Raw genomic sequence first — 23,240 nt, 5'->3', positions numbered from 1 at the left:
TTATGGGAACCACTTTTTTGAAATCAATTTTAGATAATGATTTCTATAAATTTACAATGCAGCATGCTGTAATAAAGCTTTTTCCAAAGGCAAAAGTTCGTTATGCATTTATCAATCGCGGTAAGCATATTTTTCCGCCTGGATTTGCAGATTTACTTCGTCAGTCTGTAGATGCAATGGCAGATCTTCGCTTGACGAAAGCCGAAAAAAATTATTTAGCCAAATACTGTTCTTATCTTGATCCTACTTATTTAGATTTTTTGCAAGGTTATCGATATGATCCGTCCGAAATTCAGATTACACAGGAAGGCTCAGAAATTCAGGTAAAAGTAGAAGGTTTTTGGTATCGTACCATTTTATGGGAAGTACCTTTGATGGCTTTGATTTCGGAGTTGTTTTATAAGTCGAATCATCTCATTCGCGTAGACGACGAAAAAATAAAAGAAATTACTAAAAGCAAAATTGACAGTTATAATGCTTTAGAAGTTTCTATTTTAGAATTTGGAACCAGAAGGCGTCATTCTTATGATGTTCACAATTTAGTTAACGAAACGCTGAAAACTTTTGGTGGTGAAAGTTTTATCGGAACCAGCAATGTGCATTTTGCTATGGTCAATGATAAACGACCTCTTGGAACGCATGCACACGAATGGTTTATGTTTCATGCTGCAACTTATGGATTTCAAACCGCGAATTTAATTAGTCTTGAACATTGGACAGAAGTTTACGGTGGTGATCTCGGAATTGCCTTAACAGATACTTACACAACAGACATTTTTTTTGATCAATTTGATAAAAAGTTCTCTAAACTTTTTGATGGTGTTCGTCACGATAGCGGTGATCCAATTGAATTTGCTGAAAAAGTGATTGCACATTACACCAAAATGGGGATTGATCCGAAATCTAAAATTATAGTTTTCTCGGATTCGCTAAATGTTGAAAAAGTAAAAATGATCTCCGATTTTTGTAAAGGCAAAATTAAAATGTCTTTCGGAATCGGAACCAATTTCACAAACGATACAGGTCTGCCTTCGATGAATATGGTTATTAAATTGACTGAAACTAAATCGGAAAATACAGATTGGCAAGGAGTTGTAAAACTTTCTGACGAAAAAAACAAAAACACGGGAACGCCCGAAATGATTGCGCTCGCAAAACAAGTTCTCGGAATTAAATCGTAATTTTTTGTCAAATAACTGTTTTTTTATATTTTTAGTTGCTGTATTATTTTAAAATCAATTTAAATAGATTTTAAACTGTTATTATTCATAACAAAAAAGAAATACGCTTTTATTTTTTACCGATAAATGGTACATTAGCCAAAAATCCTAAATTCATTTATGCTAGAGCAAAATCAATACAACGAAGATAATATTCGTTCACTCGATTGGAAGGAACATATTCGTATGCGTCCGGGTATGTACATCGGGAAATTAGGGGACGGATCATCACCGGATGATGGTATTTATATTCTTTTAAAAGAGGTTATGGACAACTGTATCGATGAATTCGTTATGGGTGCCGGAAAGACTATTGAAATAACCATTAAAGATAAAACGGTTTCTGTTCGTGATTATGGACGTGGAATTCCGTTAGGAAAAGTAGTCGATGTAGTTTCTAAAATGAACACTGGAGGAAAGTACGATTCTAAAGCTTTCCAGAAATCAGTTGGTTTAAATGGTGTCGGAACAAAAGCAGTAAATGCATTATCGAATTTTTTCCGCGTAGAATCAGTTCGTGACGACAAACAAAAAGCAGCTGAATTTTCTGCCGGAAATCTGGTTCAGGAAGAAGATGTTATCGATACTACAAAACGTAAAGGAACAAAAGTAACTTTTACGCCAGACGAATCGATCTTCAAAAACTATAAATTCCGTTTAGAATATGTGGTTAAGATGGTTAAAAACTATTGTTATCTGAACAATGGTTTAACGATTATTTTTAACGGCGAAAAATACTATTCAGAAAACGGTCTTCGTGATTTATTAGAAGAAACAATCAATGAAGAAGATTTAGAATATCCGATTATTCACTTGAAAGATCATGATATCGAAGTCGCTTTAACGCACAGTAAAACGCAGTATAGCGAAGAATATCACTCATTCGTAAACGGTCAGAATACAACGCAGGGAGGAACGCACTTAGCTGCATATCGTGAAGCAGTTGTAAAAACAATTCGTGAGTTTTACAATAAAAACTTCGAAGCATCAGACGTTCGTAAATCAATCGTAAGTGCGATTAGTATTAAAGTAATGGAGCCGGTTTTTGAATCTCAGACTAAAACCAAATTAGGTTCTACGGATATGGGTTCAGATGATGGAACACCTCCAGTTTCTGTGCGTACTTTTGTAAACGATTTTATAAAAACCAAATTAGATAATTATTTACATAAAAATCCGCCGACAGCCGAGGCTTTACTTCGTAAAATTCTTCAGGCAGAACGCGAAAGAAAAGAATTATCTGGAATTAGAAAACTGGCCACAGATCGTGCTAAAAAAGCCAATCTGCATAATAAAAAATTAAGAGATTGCCGTGCGCATCTTCCAGATACTAAAAACCCAAGAAACTTAGAAAGTACGCTTTTTATTACTGAGGGAGATTCGGCTTCCGGATCGATCACCAAGTCGCGTGACGTTAATACACAAGCAGTTTTCAGCTTGCGTGGTAAGCCTTTGAATTCATACGGAATGACTAAAAAAATTGTGTATGAAAACGAAGAATTCAACTTGCTTCAAGCTGCACTTGATATCGAAGACGGATTGGAAAAATTGCGCTACAACAACATCGTAATTGCAACCGATGCCGATGTCGATGGAATGCACATTCGTTTGCTTTTGATTACGTTCTTTTTACAATTTTTCCCAGAATTAATCAAAGAAGGACATTTGTATATTTTGCAAACACCACTTTTCAGGGTTCGTAACAAAAAAGAAACGATTTATTGTTATTCGGAAGAAGAAAGAAAAGACGCAATCGAAAAACTAAAACCAAAGCCAGAAATCACACGATTTAAAGGTTTGGGAGAGATTTCTCCAGACGAGTTCAAAAACTTCATTGGAGATACAATTCGCCTTGATCCAATTATGATGGATAAAAACACATCGATCGAGCAGTTATTATCTTTCTATATGGGAAAAAATACACCAGACAGACAGGAGTTTATTATCAAGAATCTGAAGGTTGAGATTGATGAGCTTGAGGAGGCTTAATTTTTTAAATAAATAGAGTGTCAGACGGTCTTCAAAATAAAGTCATTTTTCAGCAAGTTGTCGAGTTATTGCAAAATGCCCGACAACAGGTTTTGCGTACCGTAAATTCGACAATGACAATCACCTATTTTGAAATAGGAAGAATTATTGTTGAAGAAGAGCAAAATGGGAAAGATCGGGCTGAATATGGAAAGCAGTTATTAAAAAATCTTTCTCAACAATTGACAAAGGAATTTGGTAAAGGTTTTTCAGTAATCAATTTAGAGAATATGAGGAAGTTTTATTTAACTTTTTCAAATTCCGAGTCACTGACTAGGATTTTACAAATTCAAAAAACCCAGTCAGTGACTGGGGAATTTAAATCTCTAAAAGCGCAGTCACTGACTGCGAAATTTGATAATCAAACATTGGCTTCTTTTTTTAAATTGACTTCTTGAAAGTAGATAAATAGTAATAAATGGGGAAAATTGTATTTTTGATTATCTTTTTTGTATTGATTTCTTGTAAGAAAGAGAACGAAAAAACTCAATCTGACGAAAGTCCCATCCTTGCTAAATCTACAAGAGAAATAATGAAAGAAAAAGAGTTTCCTTTAAAAGAATTATCCAAGGTTGAAATTTTATCTTATGAAGATAGGATGCGTTGGGATAGAAAAATTACAGAAAAGGATAATAAATATAATAAAGAGCTTGTAGTTGACTACAAATTAAATTTCGACAGCACGAAAGTTAAAGAAAGAGCACTATTAAATTCAGCATTGAAAACTGAATTAATTCAATTAATGTCTCAGGATAGTTGTAAAGTAGAAAATTTGCCTAGAGATTGTTATATGCCACGGCACATGATACTTTTTAGAGATCAAAAAAACAGAATAATTGGTTACAAAGAGCTTTGTTTGTCCTGTAAAGGTTTTAGAGAATCTAAAAACTTAGAAAAATATAATGGCTTTTGCTATAGTCAAATGGAGGAGCTTTTTAAAAAAGCAGGAATCAAATATTTAGACGAAGATTACGAATAAAAAAGTTTACTGAAATAAAAGTCAGCATAAAAAAATGAAAGACGAAGAAGACGATAACATAATTCCAAACGACGACGAGAATAATCAGGATGAAAACCAGATTGATGACAATCAGGATGGAGATGATGATGAGATTATTGATGTAGATGCCAAACATTTTGAAGGACAGCATTTTTACGAAAATCAGGAAGAAGAAGGCGAAGACGTTATCACGAAAGTAACCGGAATGTACAAAGATTGGTTCTTGGATTATGCGTCTTACGTAATTCTGGAACGTGCAGTTCCTGCTATCGAAGACGGATTCAAACCTGTTCAGCGTCGTATTATGCACTCTTTGAAAGAGTTGGATGACGGTCGTTATAATAAAGTTGCCAATGTTGTTGGTCACACCATGCAGTATCACCCACACGGAGATGCGAGTATTGGCGATGCAATGGTGCAAATTGGTCAAAAAGATTTATTGATTGACTGCCAAGGAAACTGGGGAAATATATTAACAGGTGACGGTGCTGCAGCTTCGCGTTACATCGAGGCACGTTTATCTAAATTTGCTTTGGAGGTTTTATATTCTCCAAAAATCACCGATTGGGGAGTTTCGTATGACGGACGTCGTGCTGAACCAAACAATCTTCCAGTTAAATTTCCATTGCTTTTGGCACAAGGAGCAGAAGGTATTGCAGTTGGTCTTTCGACGAAAGTCTTGCCTCATAATTTCAATGAATTAATTGACGCTTCAATTAAAATCTTAAAAGGAAAACCGTTTACGCTTTATCCTGATTTTATGACACAGGGTATTGCCGACGTTTCAAATTACAATGACGGAATGCGTGGTGGACGTGTGCGTGTGCGTGCCAAAATTTCGCAGTTAGACAAAAATACATTGGTGATCACGCAGATTCCGTTTTCGACCAATACCACAACTTTGATTGATAGTATTTTGAAAGCCAATGAAAAAGGGAAAATCAAAATCAAGAAAATTGAAGACAATACGGCGGCAGATGTTGAGATTTTAATTCACCTTTTCCCAGGAGTTTCTCCAGATAAAACAATCGATGCTTTATTTGCTTTTACCGCTTGTGAAACGTCTGTAGCGCCTTTAGGCTGTGTTATTGAGGATAATAAACCATTGTTTATCGGAGTTTCTCAAATGTTGAAAATTTCAACAGAAAGAACGGTTGATTTACTTCGTCAGGAACTGGAAATTCAATTAGAAGAATTAAAGAATAAATGGCATTTTTCTACTTTAGAAAAAATCTTCATTCGTGAAGAAATGTACATTGATTTCAAATTATATGGAGACAGAGAATCATTATACAAATATTTGTATGACCGATTTGAGCCTTTTAAAAAATCATTCGTTAGAGAAATCACAGATGATGATTTGCAAAGACTGACTCAAATCCCGATGATTCGTATCACTCGTTTTGACTCTGATAAAGCTGATGAATTGATTTCCAGGCTGGAAGAAGAAATGAAAGAGGTAGAATACAATTTGGAGCATCTTACCGATTTTGCGATTGCCTATTTTACGAAATTAAAAGAGAAATACGGGAAAGGACGCCAGCGTCAGACTGAACTTCGTGTTTTTGATAACGTTGAAGCTACAAAAGTAGTTTTAAGAAATACAAAATTATATGTAAACCGTGATGAAGGTTTTGTTGGAACGAGTTTAAAGAAAGACGAATATGTGGGAGATTGTTCTGATATTGATGATGTAATTGTATTTCTACGTGATGGTACCATGATGATTACAAAAGTAGATGCCAAAACTTTTGTAGGTAAAGATATTATTCATGTCGCTGTATTTGATAAGAACGATAAACGTACGATTTACAATATGATTTATCGCGATGGAAAATCTGGACCATCTTACATAAAACGTTTCAATGTTACTGGAGTTACCAGAGATAAAGCGTATGATTTAACAAATGGAACTAAAGGCTCGCAAGTTGTTTATTTTTCACATAATCCAAATGGAGAGGCTGAGGTTGTAACAATACTATTGCGCCAAATTGGAACGATCAAAAAATTGAAATTTGATATAGATTTTGCTGCTTTAGCAATTAAAGGCCGTGGCTCTAAAGGAAATTTGGTAACTAAATATCCGATCAAGAAAATTGAATTAAAAGAAAAAGGAATTTCGACTTTATTGCCAAGAAAAGTTTGGTTTGATGATACTGTAAAGCGTTTAAATGTAGATGCTAGAGGGGAGTTGTTGGGCGAATTTAAACCAAGTGATAAAATTTTAGTTATAAGTCAGTCAGGAAAATTGAAAGTAATTATTCCAGAATTATCTACTCATTTTGAGGAAGATATGATTGTATTGGAAAAATGGAAGCCTAAGAAACCAATTTCTGCCATTTATTTTGATGGTGAAAAAGAACGGTATTTCTTAAAACGCTTCCTTGTAGAAAATGAAGGTAAAGAAGAAAGCTTTATTACAGATCACCCTAATTCGCAATTAGAAATTGTTTCTACGGATTATCGTCCGGTTGCGCAATTGGTTTTTGCTAAAGTAAAAGGTGTTCAAAAAGACGATCTTCATGTTGATGTAGAGGACTTTATAGCTGTAAAAGGTTTTAAAGCTTTAGGAAATCAATTGACGACTGATAAATTAAAGCAAGTTAATTTACTAGATCCGCTTCCTTATGAAGAACCTATTGAAGAAGTTCCTGAAAAACCAGAGATTTCAGAAGAAGATCCTGTAGAAACAGAATTAGATGACGACGGCCAAATAGGGCTAGTTTTAGAATAAATAAAAAAACGCTAAGATTGATTTCTTAGCGTTTTTTTATTTTTAGAATGTTTTAATTTTCAACAGAAATAATTTCTTGTTTAATCCATTTAACTTCATTATTTTCAATTATTACCGATACCACATCGCCATCTTTTACTTCACCAGAAATTATTTTTTTTGCTAAAGGTCTTCTCAAATGACTTCTGATAATACTTTTTATAGGTCTTGCACCATATTTAGCGTTAAACCCATTTTCAGCCAGATAAGTTTTAGCCTCAATCGGAATTTCAACTTTGATATTTATGGTTTTTAATAAATCCATGAATTCTTTTTTAAGATGGATTTCGAAGATTTTTAATGCATTTTCTTTGCTGATAGGTGCAAAAGGTACAATTTCTGTTAAACGACCTAAAAACTCTGGTCGGAAATAATTACCCATAATTTCCATCAAAGAGGTTGAGCTCGGAATTTGACCATTATTAAAAGTTTTCACAATATGATCTGCACCAATATTTGATGTGAAAAGGATAATTGCATTAGAAAAATCGCCCTCTTTTCCTAGACGATCGTGAAGTTTACCTTCGTCCATAATTTGAAGGAAAACATCAAAAACCGAAGGATGTGCTTTTTCAATTTCATCAAATAACACAATAGAGTAGGGCTTTTGCCTAATTTTATTCACAAGTAAGCCACCTTCTTCATATCCCACGTAACCTGGAGGTGCGCCGTAAAGTAAAGCTGCGGAATGTTCTTCTTTAAATTCAGACATATCAAATCTGATGATGGCATTTTCATCCTGAAAAAGGAATTCGGCTAAACTTTTGGCTAATTCTGTTTTTCCAGTTCCAGTTGGTCCTAGAAAGAAGAAAGATGCGATAGGCTGACCTGCTTTAGTTAAGCCTGATCTCGATTCTAAGATTGAACCTGCGACTGTTGTAATGCAATGATCTTGTCCAATAACTCTTTGGTTTAAAACTTCTTCAATTGTATTAAATTTGTTTTTCTCCCCTTCGTTTAGCTTGCCCGCGGGAATTCCTAGAAATCAACCAATTGCTAGCATCGGTAGAGCAGCAGGCAAAAGAGAGTAACTTTACTAAAAACAACGACCCTTATTTAATGATTAAGCCAAAAAACGATGAAACGGTCGGAAAAAGTTTCAGCATAAACTATTGGTCAACTTGTGCCGAAGATGGAAATGACATTAAAGCGGGGACTACCTTAGATTGCAAAGACTTATCTTTTGTTAGTAAAAATGCAACTTTAATGACTAACACAGTTGGAGGTTTAAATAAACAGACCAATAAAGACAGAATACTGGCATATAGAAATGCCTTATTAACTCGTGGTAGAATTGTAACCTTTGCTGACATAAAAGCTTTTGGATTTAATCATTTTAAAGGTTCAATAGCAAATATTAGAATTGAAAAAGGAACTCGAAAAGAAATTTCTGTTAAAGCTGGTTTCAGCCGTACGGTTGATATTTTCATCAAAACTAATCCTAACGAAAGGAAACTGCTCTCGGATTCTGAGTGGAATTATCTATGTGAAAGCTTCTTAAAAAACCTTAAAAATAAATCATCAAATGTGTTTCCGTATCGCATGTTTGTAGATTAGTAATAAAAACGCCGAAAATATATTTTCGGCGTTTTATTTGAAATTGGAATTTATTTTGGTTTTACTGGTATTTCTTATCTGTTAGTGTTTTCATAAAAGCTACTAAATCCTTTTCTTCATTAGGAGTTAAATTTAAGGCATCAAAAGGCAATGTTTGGTTTTCAACTTCAAGACCTAAACCTTTTCCGCCGCCTTTATTGTAAAATGAAACGACTTCTTCAAGAGTTTTAAAGACACCATTATGCATGTACGGAGCAGTTACGGCCGCATTTCGAACCGTTGGTGTTTTAAAAGCGCCTTTAAGCTGGGCCATTTGATTGAATAAATAACGTCCTAAATCTGGACTTAATTTTTTTCCTGCAGGATCTTGTGGAGTTCCAATAACTTCATGCTCGGTTTTAGAATAACTCGGAGGAACAGTTCCGTTAAACAGCGGTGTAAAATGACAGGTTGCACATTTTGCTTTTCCCATAAAAAGGTTCATTCCGTTTATTTCTTGAGGAGTCAAAACATTTAGATCTCCTCTCATATACAAATCGAATCTAGAATCAAAGGCGTTTAAGGAACGAACATAACTTGCAATAGCATTCTGAATCTGCCATGCTTCGGGTTTTGTGGTTTTTGAAAATGCTTTTTTGAAGAGGACTATGTAATCATTATCAAGTAAGATTTTGGCATGAATATCATCCATCGAACCGTGCATTTCATCTTTGTTTTGAATTACGTCGACACTTTGTTTTTCTAGATCCAATTGTCGCATATCCCAGAATTGAGCATTTTGTAAAGACGCATATGTTAGTGTTGGTGTATTTCTTGATAAATTAGATCCTGTTAGAGAAACATTCGTTTTTAAGCCATCTGTAAATGCTTTTTCAGGATTATGACATGTGGCACAGCTTCTGTCATTGTTTTTAGAAAGCGCTTTATCATAAAATAATCTTTCGCCCAAAACTATTTTATCATTGGTTAATTTATAGTCATTAGAAAGTATAAAACCATTGACATCAAAGGCGTCTTTATCAAATAATGTTTGAGCACTTTGTTTTAGCGGACTTGTTTTTTTGACGTCTTTAATTTTTTCTTCTAATTGAAACTTTCTGACGTTTTCTGAAATTGGATTAAGAAACTGCGTGATAAAATAAGCTCTATTAAATGAATTAAAGTGGTTGTTTTCTTCACAATATTTTTTTGCTTTTTCAGCTAACTCTTTGATATGAACTAAAGTTTTACTTTCTGAATTAATTATTTCAAGAGAATTTGAAATCGAAACAATACTTTGACCAGCTTCAGAAATAGAAGATTGAAGAATTGGGCTGTCAAAACCTGTGATTCCAAGTGCTATAATTCTGTAAACGTTTTGTTCTACAGCGTCTAAAACATAATCATCGCTTAAAGTTATGGCTTCAAAAGTAGTTTTTAGCTGTTTAATATTGGCTTTAAAAATCTTAATTTCTCGTAGTAATTCTTCTTTGCTTTCTGTTGAATATTCAGGAAAAATCAATTCTTCTATAACTTGAAAACCATGCGGTTCAAACGAACGGTTTTCTTCTAGTTCCATTTCGTCTAAAGCGGGTCCATTCATAAATCTTGCCGTTTCTGGAACAAAATATTCAATTGCCCATTCTGTTTTTTTATAAGCTAAACGAGACTTTTTAAACTGTTCAAGAATATCTTTTTGTGAAGAATTACTAGTGACAATATGCTGAAAATTTTCAATTTCACTATTTAATTTATTTAGATCAATCAGCAGATCTTGCTTTATGGTTATTTTTGTCTCCGTAGTTTCTTTGCAAGAAATAAAAAAAGAAAAGAGCAAGAGCAGAGCAGTAAGTTGCTTAAATTTCATAATATAATTTTAATAGAAACAACCCTTATTCGAAAATAAGGGTTGTGTTATTATATTTTAATCGAAGTGATTAGCGTTGAACGTCTCTAATGATAACTGTTTGCCCGCCCTCTTTGTTTGTTGTTGTTCCAGAACCATCTGCATTTTTAAATGCATCTAGCTGCCAAGTATGTGGATGTATATTTACTGTGAAAGTATTTGGGACACCGATTATATCTGAAATATCTTCCATAGCGCCAAATTCCCAGCTTCCAAATCTCATTTCACCGCTTTGGTTATATAATGAATTCCAAGCTACGTCAGTTCTTTTATGATTCATATTCAACCAAGGTTTATTTTGTTTGCTTGAAATATTATACTGCCAGATATAAGAATCGTGTTTAGCGTCAGCATAATAACTGTCTCCATCTTCCTGAATGTAAACGTAGTTTTCAGTTACGCATAAGTTATCTGGATTAATGATTCCGTTTCCAGGATTACTGTCTCCTTCAACGGCTAATTCCAGCGTCCCTTTTAACGGATTTGTAGCATCCATTTTCAATTTATAAACTCTTCCCCACATTGTGTAACCATCAACAGGAGCATTATTTGTTGCCTGACCTGTTGCTGTAAAATATACTTCTCTATTGTTACTAGCGCTTCCTTTTCTGTAATCTACATCTTCAACTCTAGAAAAACGAATTGCTTTTAAATCATTAACAGTTGTATTAATCACAGCACCAGTTAAGTTTTTAGCATTCGGAATCTCAACAAATTCAACAGGGTATGAGTTGTTTAAAGTCATAGACGTTTCAACCTGATTTCCGTCAGTTCTTTTTAAGGCATATAATTTTCCGTTAGATAAATCACCAACTGTACTTACATACATAATTAATTGTCCGGCACTTACGTGAGATGTTGCATAAGATTGATCTTCTCCGATTAGAATAACAGTTTTACCTGGATAAGCATCTTTTGGAAGTGGCACTGCATTTTCCATACTTGCTTTTCCTAAAGCTGGTAAAACTCTGTCGGTTCTGTTTTTGTCAGTTGATAAGCCTAACGGATTGATTCCGTGAACCATACTTTCTTGTCCGCTTTCTCCTGCAGTTAAGAAAACAGGACCAAATCCGTGAATTTCTGGAGTTGCCAATGTTGCAGAGCATAAACGAGTTAAACCTCCTACAGCATCAACCAAATAATCTCCTTTTACAGGTTTAAATGTTTTGTCTAAATATACACGAGAAACCGATTGTAAAATTTCGTGGTTTGTAATCATAATGTATCCGTCTCCGTTTGGATCTTTCATTAATCCCGCTCCGTCTGGCTGAGCACCGTAAATAAAAGTTGGAGATTGTGGCAACACATCTGCACTACTAATTAAAGTGCTGATTTTAAGACTTTCGAAACCGCTCATTGCATAAACAAAAGCAGGAATTTTAGATTGCGACGTAAAATCGATAGAAGTATTGACTGTGTTCGAATCCTTGTTGTCGTCATCATTACAACTCATTACAGCAAAGCTTGTAACGCCTAATAATGCGATTGATTTTAGTAAGTTAATTTTCATAATAGCTTGTTTTTTTGTTAGAACAAAGCTAGAATGTTGTACGAAATTAAATGTTAAGTAACTTTTTTATAAAAGCTGCTAAATGCAGTGGAAAAGATTACTTTAAAGTTAATTTTAATAATTTTTTGTAAATTTTATTCTCGTTAAAATTTTCTTAACCATTCATTACAGACTATTTAAATAGAGAATTCAAGTTAACGGCCTTTTTTTCTTTCAACTTCTTTACAATTTTTAAAAACGCTATTGCTGTGATATAAGCATCGCCCAAAGCAGTATGGCGGTCTTTTTTTGAAATGTCAAATTTATCGGCTAAATCATCAAGCGTATAATGATCTTTTCGTTCAAATAAATGCGATTGAATCAAAGTCTTTTTATACAAATATGCCGTGTCAAGTCTTTTGTTTGTTAATTCGGGAAGACCATTTCGTTCCAAAGCTTTGTTAATCATCGTAATATCAAAAATAGTGTGATGTGCAATAATGATAGAATCTCCCAGAAAGTCTAAAAATTGCTGTAATGCCTCCAATTCACTTGGACGCGGCATCACAAAAGCTTTTAAAATTCCGTGAATTTGTGCCGTTGCTTTATCGTAATGATCTTGTTCGATATAAACCTCAAAACTTTCCTGAATAGAAATTGTTCCGTTTTGTAAAACTAAAGCTCCAATACATAGCATTCGATCATTTTCATAATCAAAACCTGTTGTTTCGGTATCTAAAACCACAAAACGCGTTTCCTCGATTGTAATACTTTCATCAAAAAGATTTTCTTCTTTTTTCCAAAAATCAAATAAACCCATAATTATACCAGATTTGAAATATTAAAACGAACTGAAATAAGTTCCTGAAGTTCTTTAATTGTCTTAAAAGTTCTTTTCAGTTTAATTTTTTCCATTTTAGTCAAAGATTCTAATTCGATAAACTGACCAGAATCATGGTGTAAAAGACCTTGTTTGGTTCTAAATTTCAATAAAGCCTTAAACGAATACGAACAAGACAAATACAATTCTCTATTATTAGGTTCCAATTCGGCCAATTTCTCAAAACGCTCGGCTGTATTGCTGATTCCTTTTATTGAATGCGATAAAATTAAAACCCTTGCAGCATCTGTCAAAGGCATTAAAGCTCTGCGTTTTATATCAAAATTATCTTTGTTGGCACCGTCTTGTTCTACCAAAAATTGTCTAAAAAATCCAGTAGGAGAAGGGCTTTGCAAAGCACCGCTCACCAAGTGCATATAAAAAATCGGGTTTGCTTTTATGGTTTCAAAAATGTAATCAGACAATTGATTTACAATTTCGGAGTCGCCGTAAGTTTTACTGTAATCAAAAAAGATAAATGATAATAAAACCTCATTTTTCCCCGGATTTGTAATCCAATGATGCACTTGGTTTTTCCATTCCTCCAAGCTCATACACCACTTTGGGCTCGATGCCATCATATCGGCTGGACAATAATCGTAACCAATTTCAAAAAGACCTTTATTGACCAAAGCAGCAAATTTGGAGAAATAAACTCGTGTTTCATCTCTAAAAACCTCATTTACATTTTCGTACACAATTGCATTATCTTGATCGGTATGCAGCATTTGTTCACCTCTTCCTTGGCTTCCCATTGCGAGCCATGAAAATTTTACCGGAGGCGGACTGCTCATTTTTTCAATACATATCTCGATAACACGAGTAGTACAAGCTTCGTTAAGTTCGGTTATGATTTTGGTAATCAAAGTCATGGGGATATTTTGGTCGAGATATCCCTGAAGCAATTGCATTATTTGATTCCGAATAGGTTTGATTTCTTTAATTTTTTTAGCTCTTTTTAAAGCTTTAATCAGAACAGCAGGGTTATTTCCGAGCGCGACCATAACATCGTGTTTGGATAAAATTCCGACTGCTTTTGTGTTAACCGTTCCGTCTTTAGTTAAACACAAATGACTGATATCGCTTTTCATCATCGCCATTTGTGCCTCTGTAACTGTCATTTTTTTAGAATAGGTAATTACAGGTTTTGTCATAATCTCCTCGGCAATTGTCGTTATCGGAAAATCTCCTGTAACGATCTTGTTTCTAAGATCTTTATCAGTCAAAATACCAATTGGAAGCATTTCATCAACAATCAAAATCGCTCCGACTTTTTTCTTGCTCATGATTTTGGCAATATCTTTTACTGTTGTTGACGGACTGCAGGTTACGATTTTCTTAGAGTATTTTATTGGCGCTAAATCAAATGAATGATTGCTGGAATGCAGATTGTCATCTAAAATATCATCACCATACAATTTATCTTTGTGAATATCTGAATACGGATTTCTTGTATTGGATGCGTAACTTTCTATCAGGAAATTTCCAACAGTTCTATTCTCTAACGCATAAGGTTTAAAAACTGCAATTGGAACAGCATAAAGTATACTTTCTTCATGCGCAACGGCTTCCATTATATAGTTTTCCTGCGCCAAAAGCGGACGAAGACCAAAAATATCACCTTCATCACACATATCTAAAACCGTATTTTTAGTGCTCTTTTTTAAAGCCACAGCACCTTTATGAACAACATAAAAAGAATCGTGTGTTTTTTCGTTTTCAGCAAAAATCGTACTGTCTTTTTCTTTGTATAAAATAGAAATTTGCTCGGATAATTTTTCTAAATCTCTCTGGTTAAGAAAACTAAATGGCGGATAACCCTTTAAAAAGTCGGCAACGCGTTGTGATATGGTATTTTTCATTTGGCTGGCTGGATTTAGGTTCTAAAGTACTATTTAAAATAGAAACGTAAAAGAAACACATATTTTTTATTTAGTTGCTAAGTTGCTTAGCTTCTAAGTTTTCTTCAGTTTGTCATCCTGAGCGAAGTCGCAGGATCTATGCAAGTAGCTTCATAAAGTATTTCAATCTCAGTAAAATAATAAAAAAGCTCCTAATGGAGCTTTAAATAATATAAAAATCAAATCTTAATCTACTTTATAAACTGTGCCGCGTTGTTTTTCCTCAGAACCAACCAATCCAAATTCGAAAGTATACGAATCTTTAGAAGTATTTAAAATCTTCATGCTGATTGCTTTTTCCTCTGCCATGTTTTTTGGATGTTTCTTTTGTAAAACATATTCGCAGTCACTTACCCAGCGAATAGTTGCCGTATCTGTTTTTCCTTCAAAAGTTTCGATTTCGATATCCTCTTTTCGTTCAAAAAAAGTCGTTTTTTTAACTCCGTTTACCTCGTACTCAAATTTGAATTTACCGGTTTTAAAATCTTTACAATTGTGTTCGGCATTATAGCAAGAAACCAAAGCCAAAAAAGGAAATAAGAATATAATTTTTTTCATTTTAAATAAGTTGTTTTTTTAGGAGCTAATCCTGCTGTTCCTTCCAATCTTTTGCTTTTTAAAGAAAAAAGCAAAAGGATTTTCCCTCCCATCAGGGCTAGGGCATTCATTTTCAAAAGTGCTTTTTTAATTAAAAAATAAAAAGAAAATTACAAGAGTTAGAAAAGTCAAAAAAATCAAATTCCGTTTTTTATTTTTTGGACTTTGTTCTTCGGTTAAATTTGTTTTACAGAATTTAATCAATACCCACCAGCATGTTCCGCCAAAGTTGGCATAGTAATTTATCATTTCAATCTTTTTAATTCGTCGTCTGTAAAGTTCTTGATTTCTTTTTCTTTAGCAAACTTTTCGGCGTTGTAATTTCCCGATTTATTTTTCGGAATCGATAAACTTGTCCATTCGCTGTTTTTCAATTGTTTGGCATAAAAAACAATCTGCCCGACATGATAAGGATAATGTGCCAATTGACGATTTATTGCTTCAATAACGGTATGACCTTCATTTCTAATATAAATAATATCAGAAAGTTGTTCTGATTTTAAAGATTCTAAAGCATTTTCGAGGCAATTCCAGCCTTTGTTCCAAACTTGTAGAACTTCTTGTTTAGATTTTAAATCATTTTCAAATTCGGCGTCGCGGTTTCGACATTCTTTTTCGCCGTCAGTTGTTAAGAAATCGGTCCAGCGCGAAAGCATATTTCCCGAAATATGTTTTATGATTGTTGCAATGCTGTTTGTATCATCATTTATAGTAATAAAAAGCTGTTGAGGTTCTAATTGCTCAATTGCTTTTTCGCCCAGCATTTTATAATACAAAAATTGTTTTTTTACACTTTCAAGATAAGATAGGTCAGCATTCATAATAAATTTGTTTTGCCACAAATTTCACGAATTCGCGCTAATTTTTAATTCGTGAAAATTAGTGCAATTGCTTCGCCTATTCGCTGTCGCTCGCGTCGTGGCATATTATTTTATCAAACTATTTTAATATCATATTTATCCAATAAGCCAACAATTCCCTCTGTAGAAAACTGTGCTTTTTTCATCGGATTAAATTCGGGATCAATTTTATAATTATAAGCCGTTTTAAAATTGACAGAAGCCAATTGTGTTTCGTTAAAAATAGCGCCATCCAAATTGCAATTATCAAAAACAGAACTGGTTAAATTAGTTCCGATAAAGGTTACTTCACGAACAGAAGAGTTGATAAACTTAGTTTTAGGCATTTTTTTATTCGAAAACAAAGCATAATCCAAAACACATTCGTCAAAGTAAACCTGAAATAAGAAATCATCACATTCGTTAAAAGCAATTCCGAGAAGTTTACAGTTTTTAAAAGAAACATTTTTTAAACTCGTTCCTGCCAGACTTGTCATAGAAAGATTGCAGTCAATAAATTCGCAGTCTAAAAAAGTATTAGAATTAAAATTACTGTTTGAAAAATCACAGTTTTTAAAAACACAATCTTCAAATTCCCGATTGTTTATTTTTTTGTCAATGTAAACAACTTTCTCGAATGTTTTCTGAATGTGAATTAAACTTTCCATGAATGTTTTTATTAAGAAAGCTAACAGGTTTTAAAACTTGTTAGATTTACTATTATTTTGAAGAAAATTAGTCATTAAAAAGACCTCGCATTATAATTTTCAATCCAAGAAAGATTAAAAACATCGAACTCAGGCAAAATGCAATTCCGATTCCTAAAACTAAGTAATGCCAATTTGTATGCTGATTCTGGAATGCGTTATAAATTAAAGTAGGCCCAAGAAACATCAATGGCAGAGCGCCGGTTAAATATTTAACTCCTTTTCTTAATAGATCTTTATTTGTTGCCATTTTTTTGTTTCAAGCTTCAGGTTTCAGGTTTAAAACTTTGCAAACCTTGTGTTTCTGACGCTTTTAGATATTACAAATTATAATTATCGACAGCTTTACGTACACTGCCAAATTTTTTCAATAATTCAGAAGCTTCTTCATAAGAAACCGGAATTTCCTGCATAATCATTTTTACACCGCGATCGACAAGTTTAATATTGCTCAATTGCATATCGACCATTTTATTTCCTCTTACTTTTCCAAGCTGAATCATGGCTGCGGTAGAAATCATATTAAGAACCAATTTCTGAGCCGTTCCAGCTTTCATTCTCGAACTTCCTGTTACAAATTCAGGACCTACGACTACTTCAATAGGAAATTGTGCAGTCAAAGCCAACGGACTTCCTGCGTTACAAGTAATACAACCTGTTATAATATTATTTTGATTACAAGTATCTAAACCTCCAATAACATATGGAGTTGTCCCAGAAGCTGCAATTCCGATTACGACATCATTTTCGCCGATATTATGATTTTGAAGATCAATCCAGGCTTGCGTCGGATTATCTTCAGCATTTTCTACTGCACGTCTTATGGCTGTATCACCACCAGCGATTATTCCATTTACCAAATCAAACGGCACACCAAAAGTAGGTGGACATTCAGACGCATCAACAACACCAAGACGGCCAGAAGTTCCCGCTCCAATATAAAATAATCTTCCGCCAAGTTTTAATTTAGTAACAATTTGTAGTATTAAAGCTTCTATTTGCGGTAACGCTTTTTCTACTGCATAAGGAACAGTTTTATCTTCTTGATTAATGTTTGACAACAATTCATGAACTGACATTTTTTCTAAATGCTCGTACTTTGATGATTGTTCAGTAGTTTTCGTAAATGTCATTTTAAATGTTATTTAGACTGGTCAAAATTAATCTTTTTTAGTTCAATCTCGAAATTTAGTACACAAAGTCACAAATATTTATATATCTTTTATGTTTTGTTTAGCGTGCTGCGAATCCTTTCTTACATCTTTAAAAAAAGAACTAAAATATTATATTTGTTTAATTTTTAATAGCAAATGGATAAACTAAATTTTTTGGACGGCATTGCTAGAATTGCTGTTTTTGTTTCATTATTACTTGCATTATTTTTATGGACGGTAAAGACAGAGAATAAATTAGCAAACCGCTTATTCGGTTGCTTTATCATTTTTTCGGCAATTGATTTCAGTGGACTTCTTGCCTACGATGTTCCAATAGAGTATGTAAATATTGATATTTTCAGGAGTACAATTTGTTTACTTGAAATGCCTTTGATTTATCTTTATGTTTTGGCGGTTTGTTACAGTGATTTTAAGTTAAAATGGAAGCATTTAGTTTATACACTTCCTTTTATATTGATGAACTTGATTTTTTTGTCAAGTTTTTATTTGAAATCCAATAGCGAGAAAATATCCATTTTAGCTGAATATAGTCAAATGTCTGAGATTTATTTTTTTCAGATCTTGATTGAAATTCAATATTGGTTTTATATCATTAGCATTTTTTTAATTTTAAAAAAATACAGAAAAATTTATCTTGAAAATTATACAAATCCAAGTGCTTCGACATACAAATGGCTGTTTCAGATGAATTGTGTTTTTATTATAATGCATTCGATTACTTTTTCAAAAAATTTACTGCGTTATACGGCATCAAGAGATACTTTTCTTTGGGGGAATGTTTTAATGATAGTTATGGCTCTGTGTGTAATTTGCTGGTTCGTAATGAAAGCACTGAATAATCCTGAACTTTTTAAAGGAATTAATTCGAAGCTGCCATTAACAAAAGATTTTCTTCCTCAGGAAAACGTAGATGTAATCGAAATTAAAAGTCATAAGGATGAATCGGTAATGACTCAAATTTCGGAATTAAAAAAATATATGATAGAAAAGGAACCTTATCTTGATCCATCACTTACAATTCAGGAATTGGCAAATCAAATTGATATTCCAGTTCGTGATTTATCGGTTTTAATAAATCATGAAATGAAGCAGCATTTTTTTGATTTTGTGAATGAATACCGCATTCAAAAAGCAATGCATATTCTAAAAGATCAGTCAAAAAATCAGCTGACAGTTTTAGAAATCTTATATGAAGTTGGTTTTAACTCCAAATCTTCGTTTAATACTTCTTTCAAAAAATATACAAATTTAACGCCAACGGCTTACAGAAATACCTAAAATTAAATGAATCGATTTTAAAACATACTCTTAAAATGGTTACATTAGAGTACTGCTTTTTCTCATAAATTAATGTTTAAGATACTAATAGTATATTTGCTAGACAATCAAGATAAATAATGAATATAATTAGTTTTTTAACGGGGATGGCCGGATTGTCAGTTTTTGTTTCGCTGTTACTGGCTTTCTTTTTACTGACTGTTCAAACAAAAAATAAAGTAGCAAATCGCCTATTTGCGTGTTATTTGTTCTTTTTTGCTATTGACAACAGCGGTATTTTTATTGATGAAAACTTCATTAGAAATAACTTTAATCTAGAATTTTTTAGATGGACAGTGTGCGCACTTATATTACCTGCTTTCTATTTATATGTACTGTCAGTTTGTTTTGCAGATTTTCGATTAAAGTCAAAACAGCTGCTCCACATAATTCCCTTTATTATCACAAATGCAGTTTTTTTATTCAGGCTCTATTTTTTAGAAAATGCCGAAAAAGTATTGTTTTATGAGCATCGCGATCAATCGCCCGAGATGTCTTATTTGTTTTTGGTTTTAGGTCTGCAAACAGTATTGTACAGTATTGGCGTATTTTTGGTTTTAAAAAAATATAGAGAAATATATCAGGAAAATTATACCAATCCTAGAACTTCTATTTATAAATGGCTGTTTCAGATGGCAATGGTGCTCTTTGTTTTATATTATTTGTCGATTATTAAAAATATAGTGCGATATGCCCAAATTGATTATTTATGGATTTGGTCAAATACTATACTCCAATTTCTAGTTTTGACAGTAACCTGCTGGTTTGTTTTAAAAGCGTTGAATTATCCTGAACTTTTTAGAGGAATCGATTCTAAATTACTATTGACAAAAGATATTCTTCCAAAAGAAAGTAAAGGTATTGGTGAAGTAAAAGAAAATCAAAATGAAGCTATTGTAAAGCAAATTCAGGCATTGAAGGACTATATGACAGAAAAAGAACCCTATCTTGATCCGTCACTTACTATTCAAGAACTTTCTAATCAAATCAATATTCCAGTTCGGGACTTATCTGTTTTGATTAATCACCATATAGACCAGCACTTTTTTGATTTTGTGAATGAATACCGCATTCAAAAAGCCATGATTATTTTAAAAGATCCAGCAAAAAGGCAGCTTACGGTTTTAGAAATCTTGTACGAAGTTGGTTTTAACTCCAAATCTTCATTTAATACCTCTTTCAAAAAATATACAAATTTAACACCAACGGCTTACCGAAACGCTTCATAATAAAGGGTTTGTAAAAAGTCGAACGCCGTACGAAATAAAGTCGAACTGATTTCTTAAACAGAAATTGGTTCGACTTTTTTTTGTCGGTCGAATCTGGAAAATTTCTAGGGCAACTTTGCTTCAAATTAATCGAAACAAGTTTAAAATTAGAAACCATGAAAAAATTACATCTCCTTATCTTTTTAGTATTGCCATTATTTTGTCTGTCACAATCATTTAAAGTAAAGGGAAAAATAACCGACAAAAACACGTCTTTAGAATGGGCAGATATTTCGATAGTAAATTCAGAAGACAAAATTGTTGACGGAACTTCAACAATAGCCGACGGTACTTTTGAAATCAATCTTAAAAAAGGAACTTATAAAATAGGAGTGAGCCTTTTAGGATATAAAGACCTAGAAAAAGAATTAGTTGTAGAAAATGATATTGATTTGGGAACTATTATTTTAATAGAAAACACAACGAAATTGGTAGAAGTTGTTGTTCAATCTAAAAAGAAAACTATGGAACAAAAAGCAGATCGTCTGGTTTATAATCTAGAAAATAATGTGACTACAGTTGGCGGCGATGCATTGAGCGCTATCAATACGGCGCCAGGAGTTGTAGTAAAAAATGATGTAATCAATATACTCGGAAAAGGAGCTTCCCGCGTGATGATCGATGGCAGAATTGTTGAATTAACGGGTGAGGAATTGAATAATTTTTTAAAATCTATTGCTGCTTCTGATATCAAAAACATCGAAATTATCAGCAATCCGCCTGCAAAATATGAGGCCGAAGGAACTGGCGGATTGATTAATATTATTATGAAAAAAGGAACTCGTGATTCGTGGAAAAACACCATTACGGCTTCTTACGATCAAAATAAATATGGAATTTATACTTTGAGAGATAACTTCTTTTATAATAAAAATAAGTTTAGATTTTCGGCAAGTTTAAATGGAAAAACGGGATATAGATATATTGACGAAGTTTCTAATGCCTATTTTGTAGAAGGGCTTTCGAGTTTGAAAGCGACCACAAAAATGAAAAGCGAAAATCTGTCTGGCAAATTGGCTTTGGATTATGATTTTTCAGAACGTACTACAATTGGTTTTCAGTATATGAATGATAAAAATAATCCGGACTTTACGTCTATTATCAGAGTTGATAAATATGATAATCAAAATCAGTTGAAAAATTATACGCTGAATGACAGTTATACCGACAGAGGGTCTAATAATCAAACTTATCATGCACATTTAATCACAAAATTAGATTCTTTAAACCGAAAACTTTCTTTTGATGCAGATTACTTTAATTACAGTTCTAATTTTGACAGGAATTTTAAAGCGAATAATTACGATGCAGCTAATTCTTTTATTGATGTCAATCAGGCCGGAATAAATATCTCGAATCAGGATATTGATAATTGGAGTTTTAAAGCCGATATGGAACATCCGCTTCAAGCGTTAAACTTATCTTACGGTGCAAAAGTGAGTTTTACAAACAGCATCAGCGATGTGTTTTTTTACAATACAATTACAGGAACTCCAGTTTTAGATCCACAGCAATCGAACAGATTTAAATACACCGAAAATAATCAGGCGGTTTATATTAACGGTGATAAAAAAATCAATGACAAATGGAATTTTCAGCTGGGATTAAGATTAGAAAATACAAACACTACCGGATTTTCTGAAACTTTAAATCAAGAAACGATAAATAATTATTTGAAATTGTTTCCAACCTTTTTTGCTTCTTACAAGAAAGATGATAATAATACTTTTAGTTTAAATTATGGAAGAAGAATTAACAGACCTCGTTTTGATTTATTGAATCCATTCCGAATTTATATTAGCAGTAATAGTTATGCAGAAGGAAATCCGTTTTTAAAACCTTCTTTTAGTGATAATTTTGAGTTTTCATATTCGTATAAAGAAATCCTGAGAACTAACGTTTATGTCAATTCAGTTACAAATGGTTATGGGATTTTATTTACCTCAAATCCAGAAACGAATACACAAATCATAACACGTGATAATTATTTTAAAAGTATAAATTTCGGTATTGGCGAAACTTATTCAGCCAGTTTTGCAAATTGGTGGTCAAGCGAAAATACATTGTACTTTTTAGCAGCAAAAACAGATCTTGTTAAAAATATTGATGCTTTGACATCCAATAGTTTACAAGTCGAATTTTCGACAAATAACACCTTTTCGTTAAGTAAAACGTCTAAACTTCAAGTTGATTTTAATTATAGTTCACCTGTAGACGACGGTTTATATCATGTAGGATATTCATCGAGTTTTAATATTGGTTTTAAACAAGATTTGCTTAATAAAACATTACAAATTGCATTTTTAGCGAATGATATTTTTAATACTTCTTATTTAAAAGATTTTACTTCGGTGGTAAATGGCGTAAAACAAGTGTACAGCAATAATGACAGCAATCGATTTGTACGTCTATCTGTTATTTACAATTTTGGAAATAAGAAGATTAATGTAAAAGAACGCTCTTTTGGAAATCAGGATGAAAGAAAGAGAGCTAATTAAATTAGATAATTCGGGAATGTGTCAATTAGATAATGACTTAATTAATTACATTATTTAAAAATAAATTAGGCAATTAGAGAATTAGAGAATTTTCTAATTGCCTAAT

Annotated in this window: 18 protein-coding genes and 1 pseudogene; 9 read left to right on the top strand and 10 right to left on the bottom strand. The window is 32.9% G+C overall.

The window, feature by feature from the left end; genetic code table 11:
* Positions 1-2: 2 nt before the first annotated feature.
* The 5 genes from pncB (at position 3) to ACFSC2_RS24870 (ending at position 6,982) form a co-directional block, all read left to right on the top strand.
* Positions 3-1,181, top strand: coding sequence for a nicotinate phosphoribosyltransferase (gene pncB, locus ACFSC2_RS24890; RefSeq protein ID WP_379813816.1), 1,179 nt, complete (start codon positions 3-5; stop codon positions 1,179-1,181).
* A 159-nt stretch (positions 1,182-1,340) separates the two neighbouring features.
* Positions 1,341-3,209 (top strand): DNA topoisomerase IV subunit B, encoded by a 1,869-nt coding sequence (locus tag ACFSC2_RS24885; protein ID WP_379813815.1) that lies wholly within the window; start codon positions 1,341-1,343, stop codon positions 3,207-3,209.
* A 17-nt stretch (positions 3,210-3,226) separates the two neighbouring features.
* Entirely contained in the window at positions 3,227-3,646 is a 420-nt protein-coding gene (locus ACFSC2_RS24880) for a DUF1016 N-terminal domain-containing protein (protein WP_379813814.1), read from the top strand.
* A gap of 20 nt (positions 3,647-3,666) precedes the next feature.
* The gene (locus ACFSC2_RS24875) at positions 3,667-4,227 is read left to right on the top strand and encodes a hypothetical protein (protein ID WP_379813813.1); all 561 of its coding nucleotides are present in this window, start codon (positions 3,667-3,669) and stop codon (positions 4,225-4,227) included.
* Positions 4,228-4,261: 34 nt separating this feature from the next.
* Positions 4,262-6,982 (top strand): DNA gyrase/topoisomerase IV subunit A, encoded by a 2,721-nt coding sequence (locus ACFSC2_RS24870; RefSeq protein ID WP_379813812.1) that lies wholly within the window; start codon positions 4,262-4,264, stop codon positions 6,980-6,982.
* Between the two features lie 52 nt (positions 6,983-7,034).
* On the opposite strand, the pseudogene ACFSC2_RS24865 reads toward ACFSC2_RS24870, so the two are convergent.
* Positions 7,035-7,997: pseudogene (locus tag ACFSC2_RS24865) on the bottom strand (AAA family ATPase); the annotation flags it as partial.
* A gap of 17 nt (positions 7,998-8,014) precedes the next feature.
* Here ACFSC2_RS24865 and ACFSC2_RS24860 point away from each other — a divergent pair.
* The gene (locus ACFSC2_RS24860; RefSeq protein WP_379813811.1) at positions 8,015-8,578 is read left to right on the top strand and encodes a hypothetical protein; all 564 of its coding nucleotides are present in this window, start codon (positions 8,015-8,017) and stop codon (positions 8,576-8,578) included.
* Between the two features lie 61 nt (positions 8,579-8,639).
* On the opposite strand, the gene ACFSC2_RS24855 is transcribed toward ACFSC2_RS24860, so the two are convergent.
* From ACFSC2_RS24855 to murQ, 9 genes are all read right to left on the bottom strand, one after another.
* A complete protein-coding gene (locus ACFSC2_RS24855; protein WP_379813810.1) occupies positions 8,640-10,424 on the bottom strand; it encodes a cytochrome-c peroxidase in 1,785 nt (594 codons plus the stop codon).
* A 70-nt stretch (positions 10,425-10,494) separates the two neighbouring features.
* Positions 10,495-11,973 (bottom strand): PhoX family protein, encoded by a 1,479-nt coding sequence (locus ACFSC2_RS24850; RefSeq protein WP_379813809.1) that lies wholly within the window; start codon positions 11,971-11,973, stop codon positions 10,495-10,497.
* Positions 11,974-12,145: 172 nt separating this feature from the next.
* Positions 12,146-12,772 (bottom strand): 3'-5' exonuclease, encoded by a 627-nt coding sequence (locus ACFSC2_RS24845; protein WP_379813808.1) that lies wholly within the window; start codon positions 12,770-12,772, stop codon positions 12,146-12,148.
* Positions 12,773-12,774: 2 nt separating this feature from the next.
* Positions 12,775-14,694 (bottom strand): DUF294 nucleotidyltransferase-like domain-containing protein, encoded by a 1,920-nt coding sequence (locus tag ACFSC2_RS24840; RefSeq protein WP_379813806.1) that lies wholly within the window; start codon positions 14,692-14,694, stop codon positions 12,775-12,777.
* Between the two features lie 225 nt (positions 14,695-14,919).
* Positions 14,920-15,291 (bottom strand): DNA topoisomerase IV, encoded by a 372-nt coding sequence (locus ACFSC2_RS24835; RefSeq protein WP_379813805.1) that lies wholly within the window; start codon positions 15,289-15,291, stop codon positions 14,920-14,922.
* 284 nt (positions 15,292-15,575) lie between these two features.
* Positions 15,576-16,151 carry a DUF1572 family protein gene (locus tag ACFSC2_RS24830; RefSeq protein WP_379813804.1) on the bottom strand — a complete coding sequence of 192 codons (576 nt, stop codon included), beginning with the start codon at positions 16,149-16,151 and terminating at the stop codon, positions 15,576-15,578.
* 113 nt (positions 16,152-16,264) lie between these two features.
* Entirely contained in the window at positions 16,265-16,837 is a 573-nt protein-coding gene (locus tag ACFSC2_RS24825; protein WP_379813803.1) for a pentapeptide repeat-containing protein, read from the bottom strand.
* 67 nt (positions 16,838-16,904) lie between these two features.
* Complete coding sequence (locus ACFSC2_RS24820) at positions 16,905-17,126, bottom strand: DUF6095 family protein (protein WP_379813802.1); 222 nt, start codon at positions 17,124-17,126, stop codon at positions 16,905-16,907.
* A gap of 70 nt (positions 17,127-17,196) precedes the next feature.
* Positions 17,197-18,009: an N-acetylmuramic acid 6-phosphate etherase gene (murQ, locus tag ACFSC2_RS24815; protein ID WP_379813801.1), complete on the bottom strand. Its 813-nt coding sequence runs from the start codon at positions 18,007-18,009 to the stop codon at positions 17,197-17,199.
* Between the two features lie 177 nt (positions 18,010-18,186).
* Here murQ and ACFSC2_RS24810 point away from each other — a divergent pair, with 177 nt between their 5' ends.
* From ACFSC2_RS24810 to ACFSC2_RS24800, 3 genes are all read left to right on the top strand, one after another.
* On the top strand, positions 18,187-19,329 hold the full coding sequence (locus ACFSC2_RS24810) for a helix-turn-helix domain-containing protein (RefSeq protein WP_379813800.1): 1,143 nt from the start codon (positions 18,187-18,189) through the stop codon (positions 19,327-19,329).
* Between the two features lie 119 nt (positions 19,330-19,448).
* Positions 19,449-20,597: a helix-turn-helix domain-containing protein gene (locus tag ACFSC2_RS24805; RefSeq protein WP_379813799.1), complete on the top strand. Its 1,149-nt coding sequence runs from the start codon at positions 19,449-19,451 to the stop codon at positions 20,595-20,597.
* A 155-nt stretch (positions 20,598-20,752) separates the two neighbouring features.
* Positions 20,753-23,134, top strand: a complete 2,382-nt coding sequence (locus ACFSC2_RS24800; RefSeq protein WP_379813798.1) for a TonB-dependent receptor — start codon at positions 20,753-20,755, stop codon at positions 23,132-23,134.
* The last annotated feature ends 106 nt before the right edge of the window (positions 23,135-23,240 follow it).

It is taken from the genome of Flavobacterium artemisiae (genome assembly GCF_042678225.1).
Classification (GTDB): domain Bacteria; phylum Bacteroidota; class Bacteroidia; order Flavobacteriales; family Flavobacteriaceae; genus Flavobacterium; species Flavobacterium artemisiae.
This window is presented reverse-complemented; position numbering and strand designations above follow the sequence as displayed.